This window comes from Dyella sp. (assembly GCF_035508675.1).
In the GTDB taxonomy this organism is placed as follows: Bacteria; Pseudomonadota; Gammaproteobacteria; order Xanthomonadales; family Rhodanobacteraceae; genus Dyella_B.
Genome location: NZ_DATJMN010000269.1, coordinates 1 through 20,192, shown reverse-complemented (window position 1 = coordinate 20,192; position 20,192 = coordinate 1). Strand labels below are relative to the sequence as shown.

The window sequence follows — 20,192 nt, the reverse complement described above, 5'->3', positions numbered from 1 at the left end:
CAGCGGCACTACTTCTACGCGTGATTGCATGCGCGGCCGCTGTTCGGTCAACACGAATTCGCCGCCGGTGAAATCCTCGCCCGGTCGCGAGAGCAGGATCGCCATCTGCAGCGGAAAGACGTGCTCGCCATAAAGATCCTGATGCAGGCAGTTGTAATCGCCGGCGCGGTATTGCAGCAATAACGGCGTAGGCCGCGTTTGTCCGGCCGCATGGCAACGCTCGAGGTAAGACGCGTGTGTCTGCGGATAACGCACATCGATGTCCATCGCCTGGTTCCAGCGATTGGCGATCTGCGCCAAGGGCGGATAAAAAACCGTGCGAAGCTCCTGGATCGGCGCCGGCAACGGATACGCAAAATACTTGTATTCGCCGCTGCCAAATCCATGCCTTGCCATCACCACCCGGCTTCTGAAGCGACGGTCGTCGCCATACAGTGCAGCCAGCGAACGGCACGCGTCCGCCGGCAGAAGTGCGGGAATGCTGGCCACACCGTAACGATCGAGGTCTGCAGCGAGATGCGGCCAGTCGAGCTTGTCACGATCGACACTCGGCGCCTGCGCAGACAACTCGGGGGGATGACTTTTCATCGAACGCTCCTCGGCAAACCGCCAAGTTACGCCGTGCCACGGCTCGCCGCACTCCGATTCTTGCCAAGTTGCCAGGTACGTTCGCCGCGCGTGTTTCGTCCAGATTCATGTGCCGATTGCGCAAGCCGTACAAGTGCTTGCATGTCAACACGGCGTTGAACCTCGTCGCGCCGCTTAATTGAAGTGGAACGGCCACGGAACCTACTCCGCCTTCCCTTGCACGGCATGCGCTAGTGTGTGTCCCACGAATCACGGAGGCGAGGATCATCCATGAAACACCATGTTCTGTTGCGAAAAGCTGCAACGCGTTGCAGTGCGCTGGCGCTCGGCGCTTGCGTGCTCTCCGCCGCAGCTTTTGCATTCATGGCGACACCGGTACAGGCACAGGTATCCGTCGGTGTATCCATCACGGTCGGTTCGCCGCCACCGCCGTTGCCGGTTTACGAGCAGCCGCCCATTCCTGCTGACGGCTACATCTGGGTGCCGGGCTATTGGGCCTGGGATGGCGCCGAATACTACTGGGTACCCGGCACCTGGGTGTTGGCGCCGTATACCGGTGCATTGTGGACGCCGGGCTATTGGGGCTGGGACGGCGGCGTGTACGTTTTCCATGAAGGCTACTGGGGCCGCGAAGTGGGTTACTACGGCGGCATCGACTACGGCTTCGGCTATACCGGCCACGGCTACGAAGGGGGTCGCTGGGGGCCGCACGGGTTCTATTACAACCGCACGGTCAACAACATCCGCAACGTGCACGTGACCAACGTGTACAACCAGACCGTGGTCAACAACGTCACCGTCAATCGCGTGAGCTACAACGGCGGCAACGGCGGCGTGCGCGCGCAACCGACGCCGCAGCAAGTGGCCTACCAGCGGGCGCAGCACACACCGCCGGTAGCAGCACAGCGGCAGCAGATGACGATGGCGCGCCAGAACCCGGCATTGCGCGCATCGGTGAACCACGGCGTTCCGCCGATTGCCGCCACGGCACGGCCCGCCGCGTTTACCGGCGCAGGCATCGTTGCGGCACGTGGCGCGCATGCGCCTGCAGCAACGGGACCGCATCCCGGTCCGGCGGCCCGTCCGGAACCTGGGCAACGTCCTGGCCTGCCTTCCGAACATTTCGCACCCCATCCCGGACAAAGCCCGAATGCAGCAGCAGCGCATGCGCCCGTAGCACCGAATCGCCCGATGGAGCAGCCGGAACATTTCGCCGCACCGCACGCGCAACCGCGTCCCGAGGCGGCGCCTGCACCGCCCGAGAGGGCACCGGAACCGCCGCGTCCCGAAGCTCGCCCGGCGCCGGCGTATCACCCCGCACCCCAGGCCCCGGCTTATCACCCGGCACCGCGCCCGGCGCCAGCACCCCACCCCACGGAAAGACCGCATCAGGCACCGCCCGCCCATGAGAACAAGCACGAGGAACAACATCCGCAAGGCGGATAAATCCCGCTGAACGACAAAGCCCCGGCAGCGCGCGCTGGCCGGGGCTTTTTTTCATTAAACAAATAGCCGCTACATCGTCTCGCGCGGTTTCGCCAACAAGGCCAGCAAGGTCAGCACGGCCGCTGCCGACAGGTAATACCCCACGTAAGCCAAGCCGTAAGTCTTGGCCAGCCAGGTGGCGAGATACGGCGCCAGCGACGCGCCGAAAATGCCGGCCAGGTTGAACGCCAGCGACGCGCCCGTATAGCGCACGGCAGTGGGAAACATCTGCGCCAGCACGGTGCCCAGCGGACCATACGTGATACCGACGATGCACATGCCCACCACCATGAACAGTAGGCCGCTGCGCTCGAATAGCGGCGCATAGGCAATGCCGAAGACAATGATCAGCACCGTGGCAAGCCGCATCGCAAACCATCCGCTGCGCTTGTCGGCCAGCCACGCCGAAAACGGAATCAGCAACGCAAAGAACAGCACGCCGACCATCTGCACGATCAGGAACGATTCGCGCGAATAGCCCAGCTTGGACGTAGCCCAGCTCAGCGCGAACACCGTCATCAGGTAGAAGATCACGAACGTGGCCAACGCCGCAAACGTACCGGCGATGAGCGCACGCGGATGCTGGGCAAACACGTTAAGCATCGGCACCTTCACCCGCTCGTGCATCGCCACCGCCCGCGCGAACGCGGGGGTTTCGGTCAGGCGCAGGCGCATCCACAAGCCGACCAGCACCAGCACCGAACTGGCCAGGAACGGCACGCGCCAGCCCCAGGCGAAGAAGGCGGCATCGCCCATTTTCTCGGTCAGCCACAGAAACAGGCTGGTGGCGGCAAGAAAACCGAGCGGTGCGCCGAGCTGCGGGAACATGCCGTACCACGCGCGCTTGCCCGGCGGTGCATTCTCGATCGCCAGCAACACCGCCCCGCCCCACTCGCCCCCCAGCCCCAGGCCCTGCCCCAGGCGGCACAGCGCCAGCAGCGCCGGCGCCAGCAGGCCGATATGGTGATAGGTGGGCAGCACACCGATCATCACGGTGGAGATGCCCATGGTCAGCAGCGCCGCCACCAGCGTCGCCTTGCGGCCGATGCGATCGCCGAAGTGGCCGAACACGGCCGAACCGATCGGCCGCGCCACAAACGCCAGCGCGAACGTGGCGAACGACTGCAAGGTTGCCGTGGCGGCATCGCCAGCCGGAAAGAACAATTTCGGAAACACCAATACCGCTGCCGTGGCATAGATGTAGAAATCGAAGAATTCGATGGTGGTGCCGATCAGGCTGGCAAACAGAACCCGGCCGGGTGAATTGACCGGAGCGGTTACGGCGTCACGCATGTGCTTGGCTTCCCGGGGAGCGGAGCGGCTGATTCTGCCAGACCAGGACGTTGGCGGCGCAAAGGCACGGCGTGATTGCGGGCGCTCACCGCCAACCTGCTGCATCCCGCTGCCGCTGCAAGAACCGCCTTACCGCCGGATCACGCGCAAGCCCGATCGCCATGTCGTACGCATGCATGGCTTCTGGTTGATCGCCCGCACGCGCAAACAAGGCGGCACGCGCGGCCCAATACGGCTGATACTCGGCCAATCGCTTGTCGTCGGACAACGCACGGATGATCGCGATGGCCGCATCAGGGCCATCCCGTTCTGCAATGGCCAACGCGCGATTGAGCGCCACCACCGGGGAATGGGTGAGCGCGTACAAGGCATCGTAGAGCTGCACTTCCGGCGTGCAGTCGCGACGCCCGGAGCGTCGGCGCTCGATATGCGCCGATTGCAGCGCAGCTTCGAGTTGGTAGCGGCCGATGCGACCAAGCACGCTTGCACGCTGCAACAAGGCTTCGGCCTCCTCGATCATGCCGGTATCCCAACTGCGCATGTCTTGCTCGGCCAACGGCACGTACTCGCCTTGCGCGCTGCGCCGCGCACGCCGGCGGGCTTCGGTGTACAGCATGCCGGCGAACAGGCCGAGGGTTTCCGGTTCCTGCGGCAACAGCTCCGCCAGCAGGCGCGCCAGAAAGATGGCTTCGTCGACCAGGTCGCGGCGGGTGAGATCGGCATCGTCTGGTTCGCTCCAACCTTCGGCATAGATGGCATAGATCGCCGCAAGCACCGCCTCCAGCCGCTCGTTCCATGCGTCGCGTTCGGGGATGGAGAAAGGAATACCGGCTTCGCGGATCTTCTGTTTCGCCCGCCCCAGCCGTTTGCACATCGCGTCGGGCGAGACCAGAAACGCGCAGGCGATGGTTTTGGCTTCCAGGCCCAGCACCGTCTGCAGCATCAGCGGCGCGCGAATGTTCACCTCGATGGCCGGATGCGCGCAGGCAAACAACAAGGCCAGGCGGCGATCGGGGAAAAGTTCCCCCTCGCCCGTTTCCACGCATTCGGCATGCATGTCCGCGATCGCCTGCAGCTGTACCGAGGCGGCTTCGCCACTGCGCCGCCGCCGCGCGCCATCGATGCCTTTGCGCCGCGCCACCGTCATCAACCACGATTCGGGATTGTCCGGGCAACCATGTTGCGGCCAATCGGCCAGCGCGGCGGCGAAGGCTTCGGATAACGCATCCTCGGCCGCCGACACGTCACGCATGTCGGCGGCGAGATAGGCGAGCAGCTTGCCGTAGCTACGGCGCGCTACGGCGTTGGCGGTCGCCTGCGCTGGCGCATGCCCTCTCACGCCGTGGCGTATTCCTGCACCGGCCACACCGGCCGTACTTCGATGGTGCCGTGGCTTGCGCCGGGACAGCGCGCGGCCCAGGCGAGCGCGGCGTCGAGGTCGGCCGCCTCGATCAGGTAATAGCCGCCGAGCTGTTCCTTGGAATCGACATACGGTCCATCCAGCACTTGGGATTTCCCCTCGACCACGCGCACGGTGGTGGCAGTGTGGGTGTCTTGCAGGCGATTGGAACCCACCCATGCGCCGGCCTTTTTCAAGGCCTCCGTATAGGCATGGTAGACCGCCACGCCTTGTTTCTGTTCCGCGCTGGACATGCGGTTCCAGCCGGTTTCGTCGGAAAAAAGCAGAAGTAGGTATTGCATGGGAATTCTCCGTTGGTTGGGGCGGGCGGCATGCTCCGCCATGCCTGTGACGCACGAGCCGCCGCCCATCGGACATCCGTGGCGAGCATAACCATTCCGTGCCATGCCAGCGCGGCCGCCGAAGTGCAACCAAAAGGTTGCACGAATGCCGAGCCGGGACCAATATGCAACCAGGAGGTTGCCCATGAACACATCGACCGATCGCATCGAACGACAGATCCACATCAAGGCTCCTCGCTCGAAAGTGTGGCGCGCATTGGCGGATGCCGAATCCTTCGGCGAATGGTTCGGCGTCGCGCTGAAAGGAAAACACTTCGTGGCCGGCGAGTCGTGCGCAGGAAACATCACTTACCCAGGCTACGAACACCTGACCTGGAACGTGGTGGTGGAACGCATCGAACCGGAGCGGCTGCTTTCCTTCCGCTGGCATCCTTACGCGGTCGACCTCAACGTGGATTACTCACAGGAGCCCACCACGATGGTGAGCTTCGAATTGGAAGAAACCGCCGAAGGCACGCTGCTGCGCCTGGTGGAATCGGGCTTCGAGCAGATCCCCGCGCACCGTCGGCTGGAAGCTTTCCGCATGAACAGCGGCGGCTGGGATGCGCAAATGACCAACATCGACGCCTATGTCAGCTCGCACTAGCGCAAGCAGCAAATTCCCGCTGCTGCACAAAGCCGTACCGGTCTTCGCAGCGCTGGGGGATGAAACGCGCTTGCGCCTGATCGCCCTGCTCTGCGCCGGCAGCGCGTTGTCCACCGCTCAGTTGACCGCCGGCACCGACATCACGCGGCAAGCGGTCACCAAGCATTTGCAGGTGCTGGCCGAGGCCGGCCTGGTGCGCGACCTTCGGCAAGGACGCGAGCGCCGGTGGGAGTTGCAGGCTTCGCGATTGGACGAGGCTCGCCGCTCGCTCGATGTCATGACCGCGCAATGGGACCACGCCCTGCGACGATTGAAAGCAACGCTGGAAACGTAAACGCGTTTACTGAAACATCTGCTGCTTGCGTGGCCGATGCGCGGGCCTGGCCCTTGCATACCTTCCAAGCACCTGCTCCACCCGTGTCTGGAATGCCGGCGAACCCAGCGCACGCTGCTGCTGGATATACGTGCGAATGTCCCGCAATACGTCCTGCTCGATATCCACCTCGAACAACTGGCGATAGGCGCGCATGCGTTGCTCGGAATAACTGCCGAGCGCCGCATACTCCGCATGCGGCGCGATCACCGGGTCAGGCACCCCGAGCGCATGGCAGGCATGGCTCGACCATGCATAGGCCGACGGCTCGCCGGCCAATCCGGCACGCACCGGATTGAGCTCGATGTAACGCTGGCAGACCAGCAAATAATCGCTACCGACCAGGCAGGATTTGAAACGCCCTTCCCACAACGTGCCCGAACGGTGGTAGATAGTATTGAAGTAGCTGACGTAGTTGCGGCCGATACACTGCATCATGTGCGCCAGCGCACCCACATGCGAGGGCGTCACCAACAGATGCACGTGATTGGGCATCAGCACGTAGGCGTGCACGGCGCAATCCCAGCGCGAACTGGCATGCAACAACTGCACGAGATAAGTGCGGTAATCCGCGTGACCATAAAAGCACGCGCAACCGTCGTGTCCGCGCTGGATGATGTGCTGGGGCACGTAAGCAAGGTCGAACCGTGGCGATCGTGGCATCGTGTAGCCTCCATGCGGCGATGCGTGTTGCGGTCGCGTTTATTGCCGATGGCACTCTGTTTCTTCGAGACCGTGGCACGCTACAACGTCGCGTTATTCTGCGAATCTGCGTGAATCGAATCGAATAGCACCCGCTTCACGACGTGACCGAAGCAGGCAACACAGAAGCTGTGCAACTAGCCTTATCGCCCCGCGGGTGAAAATACCGTGACGGCAAGCGCACACTGTGACACAGTGCAAATGGGGACAGATTCAATTAACGAAATAGCCGCAAAAGAGACGCACGCACGGCCGCTCGGTAATATCCGGAGCGAACGCTGGAGTGTAAAAACTGCATGCCCAAAACCGTGACAACGATGCGCCCGATTGCCGGCTGGCTGACCGTCGCAGTGTTCGTGCTGTTCGGCTCGCCATGGGTGGGCCACCTGAGCAGTCCGCTGGCGGCCTCGCTGTTGTTTGCGTGGCTGTTCCTGGTGATCGTGTGGGTCGCCTTCGGCGTGGTGCACGAGGCCGAAGAACTGGCCGACATGCTGGGCGAGCCGCTCGGCACGCTGGTACTGACGCTGTCCATCGTGGTCATCGAAGTGGTGCTGATTTCCGCGGTGATGCTCGGTTCGAGCGGCAGTTCCACGCTGGCGCGCGACACCATGTATGCGGTGCTGATGATCGTGCTCAACGGCGTGGTGGGGCTTGGCCTGCTGCTCGGCGGTTTTCGTCACTACGAGCAAACGTATAACCTCAAGGGCGCGTCGGCATATCTGTCGGTGATCATTCCCCTGACCATCATTGCCCTGGTGTTGCCTGACTTCACCACGTCCACCACCGATGGCTCGCTGGCGCCGCCGCAGGCGCTGGTCTTCTCGCTGCTCACCATCGCCTTGTACGGGGTTTTCCTGTGGTTGCAGACGGGACGGCATCGCGGCTACTTCGTCACCGTCGACGAACAACCGGCCGATCACCAAGACATGGCGCAAGCACATCGAGCCACCATCGACCGGAAACAGCTGCTGCTGCATTTCGGCCTGCTGCTGGCGAATATCCTGCCCATCGTCATCCTGTCCAAGAACCTGGCGAAAATTCTCGACTATGGCATTGCCGTCGCAGGTGCGCCGAAGGCGCTCGGCGGCATCATCATCGCCATCCTGGTGTTCGCACCGGAAGGTATTTCCGCCCTGATCGCGGCACGCGCGGATCGACTGACCCGCGCCATCAATCTTTGCCTGGGCTCGGCAGCCTCCACCCTTGGGCTTACCGTGCCCGCGGTGCTCGCCATCAGCCTTTACACCGGCCAGTCCGTGCTGCTGGGCTTGCCGCCATCCGGCATCGTGATGCTGATGGCGACCTTGATACTCAGCGCCATGACCTTTTCCAGCGCCCGCACCACCATGCTGGAAGGTGCGGTGCATCTTTCGCTGTTCGCAGTGTTCGTCGTGCTGGTGTTCAGTCCCTGAGCATGCCGTTCCGACATGGGCGGCATGGCGCTGCGCATCTCCGGAACATCATCGCGATCCGCAGCACGCCGCGCGCCTCGTTCAACCGCGGAAAAACAGATAGACCGCGCTGTACGGCACACGCACCTCGGCGCCAGCGTGCGCAGCATCGCATCCTGTAGGCGGCGCTACACCGCCTTCCGTGCGCGTGCGGACAATGTACTGCACGCTCGCCATGTCGCCCTGCCCCGTATGCGACTTGGCGCGCAACACCAGCCACGTCACCGCGCCAGGATCGGGCGAAGGCGAAACATTCAACGGCTCGCCCACCACCACGCTGCCGTCTTCAGCCTGCCAGCTTGGCCCTGCAAAATGTTTGCCCAGTGCATGGCCCTTGGCATCGCTCAAGCTTGCGTCTGGCGCTTTCAGTGCCCAGGCATAACTGCCACCGGCGCCCTTGCAGCTGTAAATCTGCACGCCTTTGGCGAACGCCTCGATGGCGTGAGGCTTGGCAGCCTGCCCTTGCGCGTGAATCCCGCCGGCAAAAACGGCGAGCGCGAAAACCCAGTAAGCACGAGCGCTTTGCATGATGTTCTCCTGATCAGGTTGCACGATGGCGGGCCAAGCATAAACGTCTATTGTTTTGCCTGCGCGTTACAACCGATGCAGGCTACATGAACCGTTGCCAGCCTCGCTTGCGACCCGCCATGAACCTGCACGGCGTTTGGCATACACTCCGGCCACGGTTGTCCGCTGCACGCGCCAGACGTTTCGGTTGCAGCGGCGCCCTGTGAGATCCGTCTTCGCAAGCATCCCAAGCTGGCCGGATGCCTGCGACAACCGCTGCATTGGAAGGAGGGTAAGTTGATGACTCGCACCCCGCTATACCGACAACTCGCCGCCATAGCCATCGCTGTGGCAGTCATCGCGCCATCCATGCCGGTTCAGGCCCAACATCGCGGTCCTCCCGACCGCGGTTGGCACCGGCCGCCGCCTCCGCCGCCGCCACGCTGGGATCGCCGCCACCGCGGTGGCGACAACGCAGGCGTGGCCATCGCCGCCGGCCTGCTCGGTGTCGTGGCCGGGGTCGCCATCGCCAACTCCGCCGCTTCAGCGTCGCAACCGCCGCCGGGCGTGGTGTATCAGTCGTCCGCACCGCCGCCGCCTCCGCCGCCTGGCGTGGTCTATTACCAAAACGGCTACCCACCCCAGGGATATTGATCGCTGCAAGCGCACCCAGCCACGTCATCCCTGCTTGGCTCGTTCCCGGGCCACACTCATGAATCGGAGCTTCCCCTCATGAAAAACCTTTTCAGCAAGGCTGCCTTACCCATCGCGCTGTCTCTGGCCCTGCTCGGCGGCACCGCCATGGCGCAAAGCGCGGCGCCTGCTTCAGCCTCGTCTTCCGCAACCGCGCCGGCTGCCAAGAAATCCCATATGCAGCGGCGCATGGATGAAGTGGAACAGCAGATCAACGACCTGCATGAAGAGCTCGGCATCACCGATGCAGAATCGAGCCAGTGGAACGCCTATGCCCAGGTCATGCGCGACAACGCGAAAAGGACCGGCCAAGCGCTGCACGAACGCCACCAGAAGATGGAAAGCATGAGCGCGGACGACTCCATGAAGTCCTATGCGCAACTGGCGCAACTCAATGCGGACAACATGCAGAAACTGTCGTCGGCTTTCAGCGACCTGTATGCCACGCTTTCGCCGGAACAAAAGCAGACCGCCGATGAGCTGTTCCGCAATCGCCCGCCGAAGCAGCGCATGGGTGGGCATAAAGAACACGGCAGCAAGGAAAGCAAGCCAGCCAGCGCCGCATCGACATCCAGCGGCTGATCCGCCGCCTGGCATCGCGCAGGCCAAGGCCGGAGGCGTCACTGCCTTCGGCCTTTTTGTTGGATGTACTGGAACGACACACCGCTCGGCTTCGGCCAAAACAATGCCAGCGCGTAGTTTGGGAGACAGCCCAAACTACGCGGGGCCAGGCAAGCCCGGCTGTATACTGCCGCCATGCAAAGCCGCATCGATTCGCCTGTTCTCACGTTGTTCGACGCCGTAAAGCGCGACGGTTTTTCCTTCGTTACCGCCGATGTCATGCAGCCGTTGCTGCAAGCATCGGGCGATCTGTCGGATTGGGACAACTTCACCGCCAGTTGGAACCAGCTCGGCCCCGATCCCTACCTTGCCGCGACCGGGCGGCAACGGCGCCGGCGCCATGCCACGTACGTCGCCCATGCGCATGACGGCGTCGAGCTTGCGCCCCATCAAGCGCATTACCAGTCGCTGCAATACAACGTTTTGCAGGGCGATATCGAACGCTGGTTCGAGCCGGTCGATGCGGCCATCGCAAACGGCCACAGCCTCTGCACCATCCTCACCTTCTGCAACCGCTTCTTCAGTTCGCTCGCACCGGCCACTCCGAACTGGCATGTGGAAGTGCATCAGTTCCGCATCGAGGCCAGCTCCCATGCGGCGGGCGAACCGACGCCCGAAGGCAGTCATCGCGATGGCGTGGATTTCGTGCTGGTGCTGCTGATCGATCGTCACAACATCGCCAGCGGCACCACCACCATCCACACGCCGCAAGGCGAGGCGCTGGGCGATTTCACCCTTAGCCATCCGTTCGATGCGGCGCTGATCCATGATCCGCGCGTGTTTCACGGCGTAACGCCGGTAACACCGCTGGTTCCCGGCGAACCGGCGCATCGGGATGTGCTGGTGGTGACGTTCCGCGCCAAATCCTGATCCAAACGGTTCGAGCCACGATGGGGATTCCGCATGACTTTCCACATGGTTGCCAAAAGCAACTATGTGGCTTTAGAGTCGCCCCATGAACGCCAGATCGATGCAGCCACAGCTTGCGCAACAGATCGCTGCGATCCGTGAATTCAACCGCTTCTACACCGCCCGGCTCGGCTTGCTGCGCCGACGACACCTCGACGGCGAATTTGCACTGACCGAAGCGCGCATCCTGTACGAGGTGAGCGCCCAACCGAAGCTGACGGCCTCGGCACTGCAGGAAACACTGGAGCTGGATGCGGGCTACCTGAGTCGGCTGCTGTCGGGGCTGATCCGGCGCAAGCTGATCCGCCGCGTCACCTCCGATACGGATGCTCGCGAAAAACCGCTGGTGCTCACGGCCACCGGGCAAAAGGCCGTTCAACGCCTCAATCAACAGTCCATGCTGCATATCCATGCCATGCTCGCGCATCTGAACACCGCCGATCGGGAGGCACTGGTGACGTCACTGACGGATGTGCGCCGCTTGCTTGAAGGCCACGCGCAACCCTTGCGCATCGTGCGCCTCGCCAAGGTCGACGACGATGCACTGGCCATCATTCACGAATACTACGAAGCGGTGCATGTGGTGCAGCGGGACAAACCCGGCAGCATCCAGCAGCTGATCGACACGCCGGCCTCCGGCCTGTGGCTGGCGTATCTGGGCGATGACGTGGTGGGATGCGTGGCGTTGCGCAAGCTGGCCGCCATGCCGCGCGCCAGCGAATGCAAGCGCCTTTATGTGAAACCCGCCGCGCGCGGCCGGCATGTTGCTGACAGGCTGCTCGATGCACAGGAAACGTTTGCCCGCAGCCAGGACATCGAGTGGATTTACCTCGACAGCTATGACGACCTGAAAGCGGCCATCGCCTTGTATGAAAGGCGCGGTTACGCGCGTTGCGAACGTTACAACGACAATCCGCAGGCCACGCTTTTCATGCGCAAATACCTGGGCAAGCAGGGATGACCATGCCAGGCGTTCACGCATGCATGAACGCCTACCGCCTGCGCCGCGCCTTCCACGCATCCACCCGCTGCTTGATATACCGGTCATAGTCATCGGCGGTTTCCAGCTTTGCGATGCCCGGCTGTGCGCCGGGGGCCGGATCAGGCATCGGCAGGTGTCCGGCCAGTTCCGCGTACACCTGTTGGATGTGCGAAGGCTTGTTGGCCGACGGATTCTTGCCTTTCGACTGCGGCACCGCCACGCCGGATAGCGGATCGTCCGTGCGCGGCGTCGCCAGGCTGAGCACGCTACTCACATCCGGCGCCGCGGCATCGCGTGCGGTGAGCGCCGGCAACCCCCAGCGTTGCGCCACCGTCTTGAGAATCGAGGTGTGATCGAACGGCGTGGCGCCCGCTGCACGATATACCGTACCGGCAGGAATCAGCGGCGAAATCAGCAGCGTCGGCACGCGTGGCCCAAAGCGTTTGAAATCGAAACCGTATTCACCCGCCGAGCTGTCCGGCGGCACCGCGTTGGTGGGCGGCGGCACGTGGTCGTAACAGCCGCCGTGTTCGTCGTAGGTCACGATCAACAGCGTCTGGTTCCACGATGGACTGTTGCGCAGCGCGTAGTACGCGTCGTGGATGAATTGCTCGCCCAGCGCCACATCGTAATTGGGATGCTGGCTGTTGCCTTTGGAACCCCAGCTGGGTTCCAGAAAACTGTAGGAAGGCAACGTACCGTTGGCCGCATCCGACTGGAAATCGGTGAACTGCCCGAAGTAACTGTCAGCCAGGTTGGTGATGTCGGTGAAGGTCTGGCGCGTCAGCGGATCGGCATCGTAACCGTAGATTTTCCAACTGATGTTGTGCTGGCTGAGTGCGGTGTAGATGGTCGGCGCGGTGAAGGTCTTGGTCTTGTCGTCCAGATGCCCTTGCGAGGTCGCCGCATGCACGAAGGCGCGATTGGGCAAGGTTTCCGTGGGCACCGAGGCGTACCAGTGATCGCACACCGCAAAGCCACGCGCCAGCGCGGAAAGCACCGGCAAGGTTTGCGGCGTGTGCATGCCCATGATGTCGTTGGCGGTGGTGCCGGGCAGGATCGAATAGCCTTTGCTTTTCGATTCCCAGCTCAAGGTGTATGCGAAATTGGTGACGAACCCCTGGTTGGTGGCGGTCGGCGGCGTCGGCGCGGTATTGCTGCCGAACAGCTGCGCGTTGGTGGCGGTGTAGCCTTCGCCGGGATCGGCGCCCGGCATGAAGTACGTGCTGCTGGTGCCGCCCTGGATCTTGAACACGCCGACCGGCGTGCCGCTGCCGTCCGGATTGGATTCCTTGCCGGTGAGCCCTTCGTACGCTTGGCCGGCCGGCGACACATTGCCTGCGTCGGCGTAGAGAAAACCGAGCATGTGATCGAAGGAGCGATTTTCCAGCATCAGCACGACGATGTGGTTGATCGCGGATAACGCTTTGCCGGAAGTCGCCATTGGGATGCATCCTTGTGTGTGAAGAAAACGTCACGACGCGCGCAGGCGCGCATGACCGTGGTTACCTTAGTCAAACCCGATGACAGTTTTCCGCGACTGCGCCCCACCATTCAGAGGCGATCCACGTACGGCAGCAAGATGTCCGCCAGCCAATCCATGAACACCTGCGCGCGTATCGACAGATTGCGCCGCTGCGCATACAGCAGCGACACCGGCATCGGTTCGGCCTCGTACTGCGGCAGCACTTCCACCAGGCGTCCGTCGCGCAACAGCTGCGCGACGCCGGCGCGGGGCGTCTGCGTGATGCCGAGGCCGGCCAGGCAGCCGTTGGCATAGGCTTCGACGCTGTTGACGGTAAGCACGCCTTGCATGGGCACGTAGCGGCATTGCGTGCCTTCCATGTATTCGAAACCGGGCGCGCGCTGGCCGAGCACGGAGACGTAATGGATCAAATGGTGATGCGCCAGATCGTCCAGCGTACGCGGCACGCCGTATGCCTTCAGGTAAGCCGGGCTGGCGCAATTGACGATGCGGTACTGCCCCAGCGGCCGCATGATCAGGCTGGAATCGGTCAGCGTGCCCACGCGCACCACGCAATCGAAACCCTCCGCCACCACGTCCACGCGGCGATCGGTGCAGCTCAGCTCTACCTGGATGCCCGGATGCTCGCGCAGGAATTGCGGCAGGTGTTCGATCACGTGCCGGGCGATGCCGCTGTTCATGTCCACGCGCAAACGGCCGCTCAGCGCTTGCGGCGCCTGCTGGAACATGCTGCCCAGTTCGTCCAGGTCCGCCAGTACGTCCTTGCAGCGTTCGTAGAAGCGCTGTCCGTCTTGCGTCAGTTGTACGCGGCGCGTGGTTCGATGCAGCAGCTGCGTGCCGAGTTGTGCTTCCAACTGCTGCACGGCGGTGGACGCGCTGGCCTTGGGCAGGCCAAGACTGTCGGCCGCCCTGGTAAAGCTGGTCAATTCCGCCACCCGCACGAAGATGTGCATGGCCTCGATCCGGTTCATCGCCCGCCTCGCCCGATTGTTCGTCGTTTACGAACACAGCACTCATGATCGGACGATTTATGCGATGAGTACAGATCAATATTCTGCTCGCCGTTGGTTCCCGCTTCCATTCAAGGAGACACCCATGAGCACGAGCACTCCCATCGCCCTGATCACCGGCGGCAGCCGCGGCCTGGGCAAGAACATGGCATTGCAGCTGGCCGAACACGGTAGCGACGTGGTGCTGACCTATCGCTCCAACCAGGTCGAAGCCGATGCGGTGGTTGCGGCGATCGGCAAACTCGGCCGCCGCGCGGTCGCGCTGCCGCTGGACGTGGGCAAGGCCTCCAGCTTTGCGGCATTCGCCACGCAGTTGCGCACGGTGTTGAAGGAACACTGGCAGCGCGAGCGCTTCGACCATCTGGTCAACAACGCCGGCATCGGCATCCATGTCAGCTTTGCGGAAACCACCGAAGCGCAATTCGACGAGCTGATGAACATTCACTTCAAGGGCACGTTCTTCCTCACCCAGACGCTGCTGCCGATGATCGAAGATGGCGGACGCATCCTCAATGTCTCCAGCGGCCTGGCGCGTTTTGCGCTGCCCGGCTATTCGGCCTATGCCGCAATGAAGGGCGGGATCGAAGTGCTGACGCGCTATCTCGCCAAGGAGCTCGGCCCGCGCCGTATCGCCGTCAACACGCTGGCGCCCGGTGCGATCGAAACCGACTTCGGCGGCGGCACGGTGCGCGACAACGCGGATGTGAATGCCTTCGTCGCTTCGCAGACCGCATTGGGTCGCGTGGGTTTGCCGGACGATATCGGCGGCGTGGTGGCCATGCTGCTGTCGAAGGAAAGCGGGTGGATCAACGCGCAGCGGATCGAGGCTTCGGGTGGGATGTTTGTGTAGTGGGAAGCATGCGGACGTCAAATGTCCGCATTTTTGCCACAACCGACTTTAGCCTCCCGGGAACGGCTGCAGTTCCTTGGGATGCTCTGATTTAATCCATCGCAGGCCGCTGCGACCTACGCTGAAGTAATCAGAGCATCCCTTGGCCGACAAAGCGCATGTAACCCAATCGGTGTACCTTTTCCTACCTGACACCAAGAGGGATCCGAGCCGTGGTCAGCTACAGTCCTTCCCATACCGCTCTCAGCCGCGAACAGGCGCTGCACGCGCTCTACGAAGCGGCCGAGCTCGAACACTGCCTGATGTGCACCTACCTCTACGCCGCCTTCTCGCTGAAGTCGGCGGTAGAGGAAGGCGTGACGGCCGGGCAGCTCGAGGCGATCAAGCGCTGGAAACACAGCATCCTGCAGGTGGCGATCGAAGAGATGGGCCATCTGATGTCGGTATGGAACATCACGGTGGCGCTGGGTGGCGCGCCGCGGGTGGGGCGCTCGAATTTTCCGCTCGATCCTGGCTATCTGCCGGCCGGCGTAGTGGTGAAGCTGGCGCCGTTCAACCTGGCCACGCTGCAGCATTTCATTTACCTGGAGCGTCCGGCAGGCTCCACCGAACCCGATGGCGAAGGCTTCGAGCCGGAGCGCCATTTCGTGCGCGGCGCAAACGGCCCGCGTCTTACGCCGATGGGGATCAATTACGACACTGTCGGCGAGTTCTATCAAACGCTGGGCAAGGGCTTGCGCCTGCTGGTGGACGAGCATGGCGAAGCGGGCGCGATGTGCGGCAACCCTGCCCTGCAATTGTCCAGCGCCGAGGTGTCGCTGCCGGGCGCGAATAAAGTGATCTGCCTGAAGACCGCCCTGGCCGCCTTCGAATCCATCATTACGCAAGGCGAAGGCGCCCAGGAGAACACCGAGAATTCGCATTACCAGCGTTTCGCGGCGATCCGCGCGGAATACCAGGCATTGCTCGCGGCCGATCCCTCGTTCAGACCTGCTTTCCCTGCCGCCACCAACCCGGTGTTGCGCCGTCCACCGCGTCCGGAAGGCCGCGTATGGCTGGAAGATGCCGATGCCATCGCCACGGTGGACCTGGCCAATGCCGCGTACGGCCTGATGCAGCGGCTGCTCGCCTACACCTACACCGTCCCCGCGCCCGATCCGGACAAAAACCTGTCGCTCGATCTGGGTATTGGCTTGATGCGTGCGCTGGCGCCGTTGGCGGAGCGTGCGGCGCGGCTGCCGGCGGGGCCGTCGAATCCGGACTGTCATGCCGGCGTGTCGTTCATCACCTTGCGCGACGCCTCCCCGCTGCCGCCCGGCCCGAGCGCGCGCCGCTTCTTCCGCGAGCGTTTCCGGCAACTGGCGGAAGCGGCCGAACGCCTGAGTACCTCGGGCGATCCACGCACGCTTGCCGCAGCATCGGTGTTTGCGCACCTCGCGCGGCAAGCCGAGCAGGGTTTCGATCTTGAGCGCCCCGCACCATCGGTTGCGGCGAGCGCATCCGCCGCGGCAGCGCCGGCTCCGGCGCCGCCGCCTTCCGCCGTGCAAGACGGCATCGAGCAGGTCGAGGGAGAAAAACTCAGCTTGCTGTTCGATGCCAAGCGCTGCATCCACGCACGCTTCTGCGTCACCGGCGCACCCAAGGTGTTTCTTGCCAACGTGCAAGGTGCCTGGCTCTTTCCCGATGCGATGGACGTGGAGCGGCTAGCGGAGATTGCACACGCCTGCCCCTCCGGCGCCATTCAATACAGGCGGCGCGACGGACGGCCGGACGAAACCGCGCCGCCGGTGAATCTGGCCGCCACGCGCGAGGCGGGGCCGTATGCCTTTCGCGGCGACCTGCGCCTAAGTGGGAAACCGGCCGGTTTTCGCGCCACGCTGTGCCGTTGCGGCGCATCGAAGAACAAGCCTTTTTGCGATGGCTCGCATCACGATGCAGGCTTTACCGCCAGCGGCGAGCCGCCCACCGGACCGGCCACCGATGCGCTGCCGGTGCGCGATGGGCCGCTGCAGATCGATCCGCAACGGAACGGCCCGCTGTGCGTGCGCGGCAATCTGGAAATCGTCAGCGGCACCGGCCGCATGGTGGCGCGCGTCACCAGCACCTACCTGTGCCGTTGCGGGCACAGCCAGAACAAGCCGTTTTGCGATGGCAGCCACGCCAGGGTGGGGTTCATCGCCGACGGCGACTGATCACTTTTCTTCCTTGCAGCGCTGGTTGTCTTCACCCGTATCATTCAAGGCATCACCGCTGTCGGTGGTGTCTTCCAGGCGTTGCGGCGGCCCGCGGCGCTTATGCGGATCGTAGGGTTCGCCGGCTTCGCGGCGTGGGGCTTCTTCGTGCGGATGGGTGGGCATGTTAGCGCTCCTCTCGCAGCGGTGACGGGAAACCACTATCCGACTGCCCGAAGGAAGGTCCGGTACGGATTGCGTAAAGAATACGTACAAAGGAAACCGGCTCCCTGCGGAAGCGCATGGTCCCCCTCCCCCTTTAGAATGGCGGCCTTGTGTCCATCCGGTGAGGATTATTCGTGGTCATCCATCCCAAGGTTCGCGGCTTTATCTGTGTCACGGCGCATCCCGTCGGCTGCGAGAAGAACGTGCTCGAGCAAATCGGCATCACCAAGGCCAGGGGCGCCACCGCCACCGGCCCCAAGCGCGTGCTGGTGATCGGCGCCTCCACGGGGTATGGCCTGGCTTCGCGCATTACCGCGGCCTTCGGTTTCGGCGCTGCCACGCTGGGCGTGTTCTTCGAAAGGCCATCCAGCCAGGACAAGCCCGGCACCGCCGGCTGGTACAACAGCGCGGCATTCCACAAGCTGGCCAAGCGCGCCGGCGTGTATGCCGGCTCCATCAACGGCGATGCGTTTTCCAACGAAACCCGCGAACGCGCGATCGCGATGATCAAGAAAAACATGGGCGGCCAGGTCGACCTGGTGATCTACTCGCTGGCCTCGCCCGTGCGCAAGCTGCCCGACACCGGCGAGGTGGTGCGCTCCACCCTGAAAACCATCGGCGAGCCGTTCACCGCCTCCACCGTGGATACCAACCGGGATACCGTCGTGCAGGTCACCGTGGCGCCAGCCAACGAGCAGGAAATCAAGGACACCGTCGCCGTGATGGGCGGCGAGGACTGGGCCTTGTGGATCGATGCGCTGAGCAAGGCCGGCGTGCTGGCCGACCATGCCACCACCGTGGCCTACAGCTACGTCGGCACCGAAATCACCTGGCCGATCTACTGGCACGGCACCATCGGCCAGGCCAAGCAGCATCTGGACAACACCGCGCACGAGCTCAACCAGCGCTATGCCGCGCAGCACCTGCAGGCGTACGTGGGCGTGATGAAGTCGGTGGTGACGCAGGCCAGCTCGGCCATCCCGGTGATTCCGCTGTACGTCTCCATGGTGTTCCGCATCATGAAGGACAAAGGCATCCACGAAGGCACCATCGAGCAGGCCAACCGCCTGTTCCACGATTGCCTGTATCGCGAGGACGGCACGCCGCCGCCCACCGACAAGGAAGGGCGCCTGCGCCTGGACGACTGGGAATTGCGCGAGGACGTGCAACAGGCCTGCAAGGCGCTGTGGCCGCAAGTGAGCACGGAGAATCTGTGGGAAGTGACCGACTACGCCGGTTACAAGCATGAATTCCTGGGCTTGTTCGGCTTTGGCCACAAGGATGTGGATTACAACGCGGACGTCAATCCGGATGTGAGTTTCGACGTGGTGCAGTTGTAACGGACGCCGCCGAAGAAATCACCAGCCCCAACGAAAAGGCCGGCATTTGCCGGCCTTTTTCGCATCAACGCATGATGCCGGTATGTCCCAGCGAATACCGTCCCGGCTGCGGCCACACCGCCAGGCCGTGCGGTTCCATGCCCACCTTGATGATCTTCACCTTGCCGGTCGTGGTATCGAACGCATACACCACGTCGTCGAAACGGCCGGACAGCCACAACCACTTGCCGTCCGCCGTGACATTGCCCATGTCAGGGCTGCCGCCACCCGGGATCGGCCAGTTGGCCACCACCTTGCGCGTGGCGAAGTCGATCACCGACACGCTGCCCGGACCGTTGCGCGGACCGTGCACCTTGTTGGAGCCGCGGTTGGCGACGTACAGCTTGGTGCCGTCGCGGCTGGGATACAGGCCGTGCGTGCCGATGCCGGTCCTGATGAAGCCGATCTGCTTGAAGCTGTCGCCATCGATCAGATACACGCCATCGGCCATCATGTCGGCGACATAGAACACCTTGCCGTCGGGCGATACACGGATGTCCTGCGGCATGCCGCGCTTGCTGAGCTGCAGATAGCCAAGCACCTTGCGGTTGACCATGTCGATCTTCACCAGCTTGCCGCCGAACTCGCAGGTAAAGATGGCGTAGCGGCCGTCGATCGAGAAATCGGCGTGGTTGATGCCCTTGCACTCGGGCGCGTTCACGCTCGACTTCAGCACCATGGTGTGCGGATCGCGGAAGTCCAGCCGCGCATGCGCTTCAGCCACTACGATCGCTTCCTTGCCGTCCGGCGTGAAGTACATGTTGTACGGATCGTCGACCGGATAAGCCTTGCCCGGCTTGCCGGTCTTGGGATCGATCGGCGTGAGGCTGCCGTCCGTGCGGCCTTCGGCGTTGTTGGTCACCCACAGCGTTTTCAGATCCCACGACGGCACCACGTGCTGCGGGCTGTGGCCGACCGGAAACTTGTCGATGACCTTGAAGGTATGCGGGTCGATCACGTACACGTCATCCGAACGCAGGTTCGGCACGTAGATGCGCGGCAACGCACCGGCCACCGCCGGGCTGAACATGTTGTAGCCCGCGTCGCTGTACATGTCATGGGGGTTGGTGACCGGCGGCATGCCGGGCACGGTCTGCACGGTTTGTGCCGCAGCGACGGC

The 20,192-nt window shown here is 63.3% G+C and carries 21 protein-coding genes; 11 read left to right on the top strand and 10 right to left on the bottom strand.

Annotation, left to right across the window (positions count from 1 at the left end; all coding sequences use genetic code 11):
- Positions 1 to 588, bottom strand: a 588-nt coding sequence (locus tag VMA74_RS14015) for a 2OG-Fe(II) oxygenase (protein ID WP_325367979.1), incomplete at its 3' end; no start/stop codon positions are given.
- A gap of 270 nt (positions 589 to 858) precedes the next feature.
- On the opposite strand from VMA74_RS14015, the gene VMA74_RS14010 reads away from it, so the two are divergent.
- Positions 859 to 2,034 (top strand): YXWGXW repeat-containing protein, encoded by a 1,176-nt coding sequence (locus tag VMA74_RS14010; RefSeq protein ID WP_325367977.1) that lies wholly within the window; start codon positions 859 to 861, stop codon positions 2,032 to 2,034.
- 69 nt (positions 2,035 to 2,103) lie between these two features.
- Here VMA74_RS14010 and VMA74_RS14005 read toward each other — a convergent pair whose 3' ends face one another.
- From VMA74_RS14005 to VMA74_RS13995, 3 genes are all read right to left on the bottom strand, one after another.
- Positions 2,104 to 3,366 (bottom strand): MFS transporter, encoded by a 1,263-nt coding sequence (locus VMA74_RS14005; protein WP_325367975.1) that lies wholly within the window; start codon positions 3,364 to 3,366, stop codon positions 2,104 to 2,106.
- 85 nt (positions 3,367 to 3,451) lie between these two features.
- A complete protein-coding gene (locus VMA74_RS14000; RefSeq protein ID WP_325367974.1) occupies positions 3,452 to 4,705 on the bottom strand; it encodes an RNA polymerase sigma factor in 1,254 nt (417 codons plus the stop codon).
- Positions 4,702 to 5,067 (bottom strand): YciI family protein, encoded by a 366-nt coding sequence (locus VMA74_RS13995; RefSeq protein WP_325367972.1) that lies wholly within the window; start codon positions 5,065 to 5,067, stop codon positions 4,702 to 4,704. Before VMA74_RS13995 ends, VMA74_RS14000 begins: the two co-directional genes overlap by 4 nt.
- 184 nt (positions 5,068 to 5,251) lie before the next feature.
- Between VMA74_RS13995 and VMA74_RS13990 the strand changes: the two genes are divergently transcribed.
- On the top strand, positions 5,252 to 5,713 hold the full coding sequence (locus VMA74_RS13990) for an SRPBCC family protein (RefSeq protein ID WP_325367970.1): 462 nt from the start codon (positions 5,252 to 5,254) through the stop codon (positions 5,711 to 5,713).
- Positions 5,697 to 6,047 carry a metalloregulator ArsR/SmtB family transcription factor gene (locus VMA74_RS13985; RefSeq protein WP_325367968.1) on the top strand — a complete coding sequence of 117 codons (351 nt, stop codon included), beginning with the start codon at positions 5,697 to 5,699 and terminating at the stop codon, positions 6,045 to 6,047. The genes VMA74_RS13990 and VMA74_RS13985 overlap by 17 nt, the downstream gene beginning before the upstream one ends.
- A gap of 6 nt (positions 6,048 to 6,053) precedes the next feature.
- Here VMA74_RS13985 and VMA74_RS13980 read toward each other — a convergent pair whose 3' ends face one another.
- A complete protein-coding gene (locus VMA74_RS13980; RefSeq protein WP_325367966.1) occupies positions 6,054 to 6,749 on the bottom strand; it encodes a transposase in 696 nt (231 codons plus the stop codon).
- Between the two features lie 335 nt (positions 6,750 to 7,084).
- Between VMA74_RS13980 and VMA74_RS13975 the strand changes: the two genes are divergently transcribed.
- A complete protein-coding gene (locus tag VMA74_RS13975) occupies positions 7,085 to 8,200 on the top strand; it encodes a calcium:proton antiporter (RefSeq protein WP_325367964.1) in 1,116 nt (371 codons plus the stop codon).
- Between the two features lie 81 nt (positions 8,201 to 8,281).
- On the opposite strand, the gene VMA74_RS13970 is transcribed toward VMA74_RS13975, so the two are convergent.
- Positions 8,282 to 8,767 (bottom strand): DUF3455 domain-containing protein, encoded by a 486-nt coding sequence (locus VMA74_RS13970; protein ID WP_325367962.1) that lies wholly within the window; start codon positions 8,765 to 8,767, stop codon positions 8,282 to 8,284.
- 279 nt (positions 8,768 to 9,046) lie between these two features.
- Between VMA74_RS13970 and VMA74_RS13965 the strand changes: the two genes are divergently transcribed.
- From VMA74_RS13965 to VMA74_RS13950, 4 genes are all read left to right on the top strand, one after another.
- Positions 9,047 to 9,400, top strand: coding sequence for a hypothetical protein (locus tag VMA74_RS13965; protein WP_325367960.1), 354 nt, complete (start codon positions 9,047 to 9,049; stop codon positions 9,398 to 9,400).
- 78 nt (positions 9,401 to 9,478) lie between these two features.
- Positions 9,479 to 10,021: a Spy/CpxP family protein refolding chaperone gene (locus tag VMA74_RS13960; protein ID WP_325367958.1), complete on the top strand. Its 543-nt coding sequence runs from the start codon at positions 9,479 to 9,481 to the stop codon at positions 10,019 to 10,021.
- A 174-nt stretch (positions 10,022 to 10,195) separates the two neighbouring features.
- Positions 10,196 to 10,930 (top strand): 2OG-Fe dioxygenase family protein, encoded by a 735-nt coding sequence (locus VMA74_RS13955; protein ID WP_325367956.1) that lies wholly within the window; start codon positions 10,196 to 10,198, stop codon positions 10,928 to 10,930.
- A gap of 85 nt (positions 10,931 to 11,015) precedes the next feature.
- Entirely contained in the window at positions 11,016 to 11,930 is a 915-nt protein-coding gene (locus VMA74_RS13950) for a helix-turn-helix domain-containing GNAT family N-acetyltransferase (protein ID WP_325367954.1), read from the top strand.
- A gap of 31 nt (positions 11,931 to 11,961) precedes the next feature.
- Here the strand turns inward: VMA74_RS13950 and VMA74_RS13945 are convergent, their stop codons facing one another.
- Together VMA74_RS13945 and VMA74_RS13940 are read right to left on the bottom strand one after the other, a co-directional pair.
- Positions 11,962 to 13,395 carry an alkaline phosphatase family protein gene (locus VMA74_RS13945; protein WP_325367952.1) on the bottom strand — a complete coding sequence of 478 codons (1,434 nt, stop codon included), beginning with the start codon at positions 13,393 to 13,395 and terminating at the stop codon, positions 11,962 to 11,964.
- A gap of 110 nt (positions 13,396 to 13,505) precedes the next feature.
- Positions 13,506 to 14,408 carry a LysR family transcriptional regulator gene (locus VMA74_RS13940; protein WP_325367950.1) on the bottom strand — a complete coding sequence of 301 codons (903 nt, stop codon included), beginning with the start codon at positions 14,406 to 14,408 and terminating at the stop codon, positions 13,506 to 13,508.
- A gap of 124 nt (positions 14,409 to 14,532) precedes the next feature.
- Between VMA74_RS13940 and VMA74_RS13935 the strand changes: the two genes are divergently transcribed.
- The gene (locus VMA74_RS13935) at positions 14,533 to 15,297 is read left to right on the top strand and encodes an SDR family NAD(P)-dependent oxidoreductase (protein WP_325367948.1); all 765 of its coding nucleotides are present in this window, start codon (positions 14,533 to 14,535) and stop codon (positions 15,295 to 15,297) included.
- Between the two features lie 212 nt (positions 15,298 to 15,509).
- Complete coding sequence (locus tag VMA74_RS13930) at positions 15,510 to 17,489, top strand: ferritin-like domain-containing protein (RefSeq protein WP_325367946.1); 1,980 nt, start codon at positions 15,510 to 15,512, stop codon at positions 17,487 to 17,489.
- Here VMA74_RS13930 and VMA74_RS13925 read toward each other — a convergent pair whose 3' ends face one another.
- Positions 17,490 to 17,654, bottom strand: coding sequence for a hypothetical protein (locus tag VMA74_RS13925; RefSeq protein WP_325367945.1), 165 nt, complete (start codon positions 17,652 to 17,654; stop codon positions 17,490 to 17,492).
- A gap of 173 nt (positions 17,655 to 17,827) precedes the next feature.
- Here VMA74_RS13925 and fabV point away from each other — a divergent pair, with 173 nt between their 5' ends.
- Complete coding sequence (gene fabV, locus VMA74_RS13920; protein ID WP_325367943.1) at positions 17,828 to 19,033, top strand: enoyl-ACP reductase FabV; 1,206 nt, start codon at positions 17,828 to 17,830, stop codon at positions 19,031 to 19,033.
- Between the two features lie 64 nt (positions 19,034 to 19,097).
- On the opposite strand, the gene VMA74_RS13915 is transcribed toward fabV, so the two are convergent.
- The coding region (locus tag VMA74_RS13915; RefSeq protein WP_325367941.1) for a YncE family protein at positions 19,098 to 20,192 on the bottom strand (1,095 nt) is incomplete at its 5' end.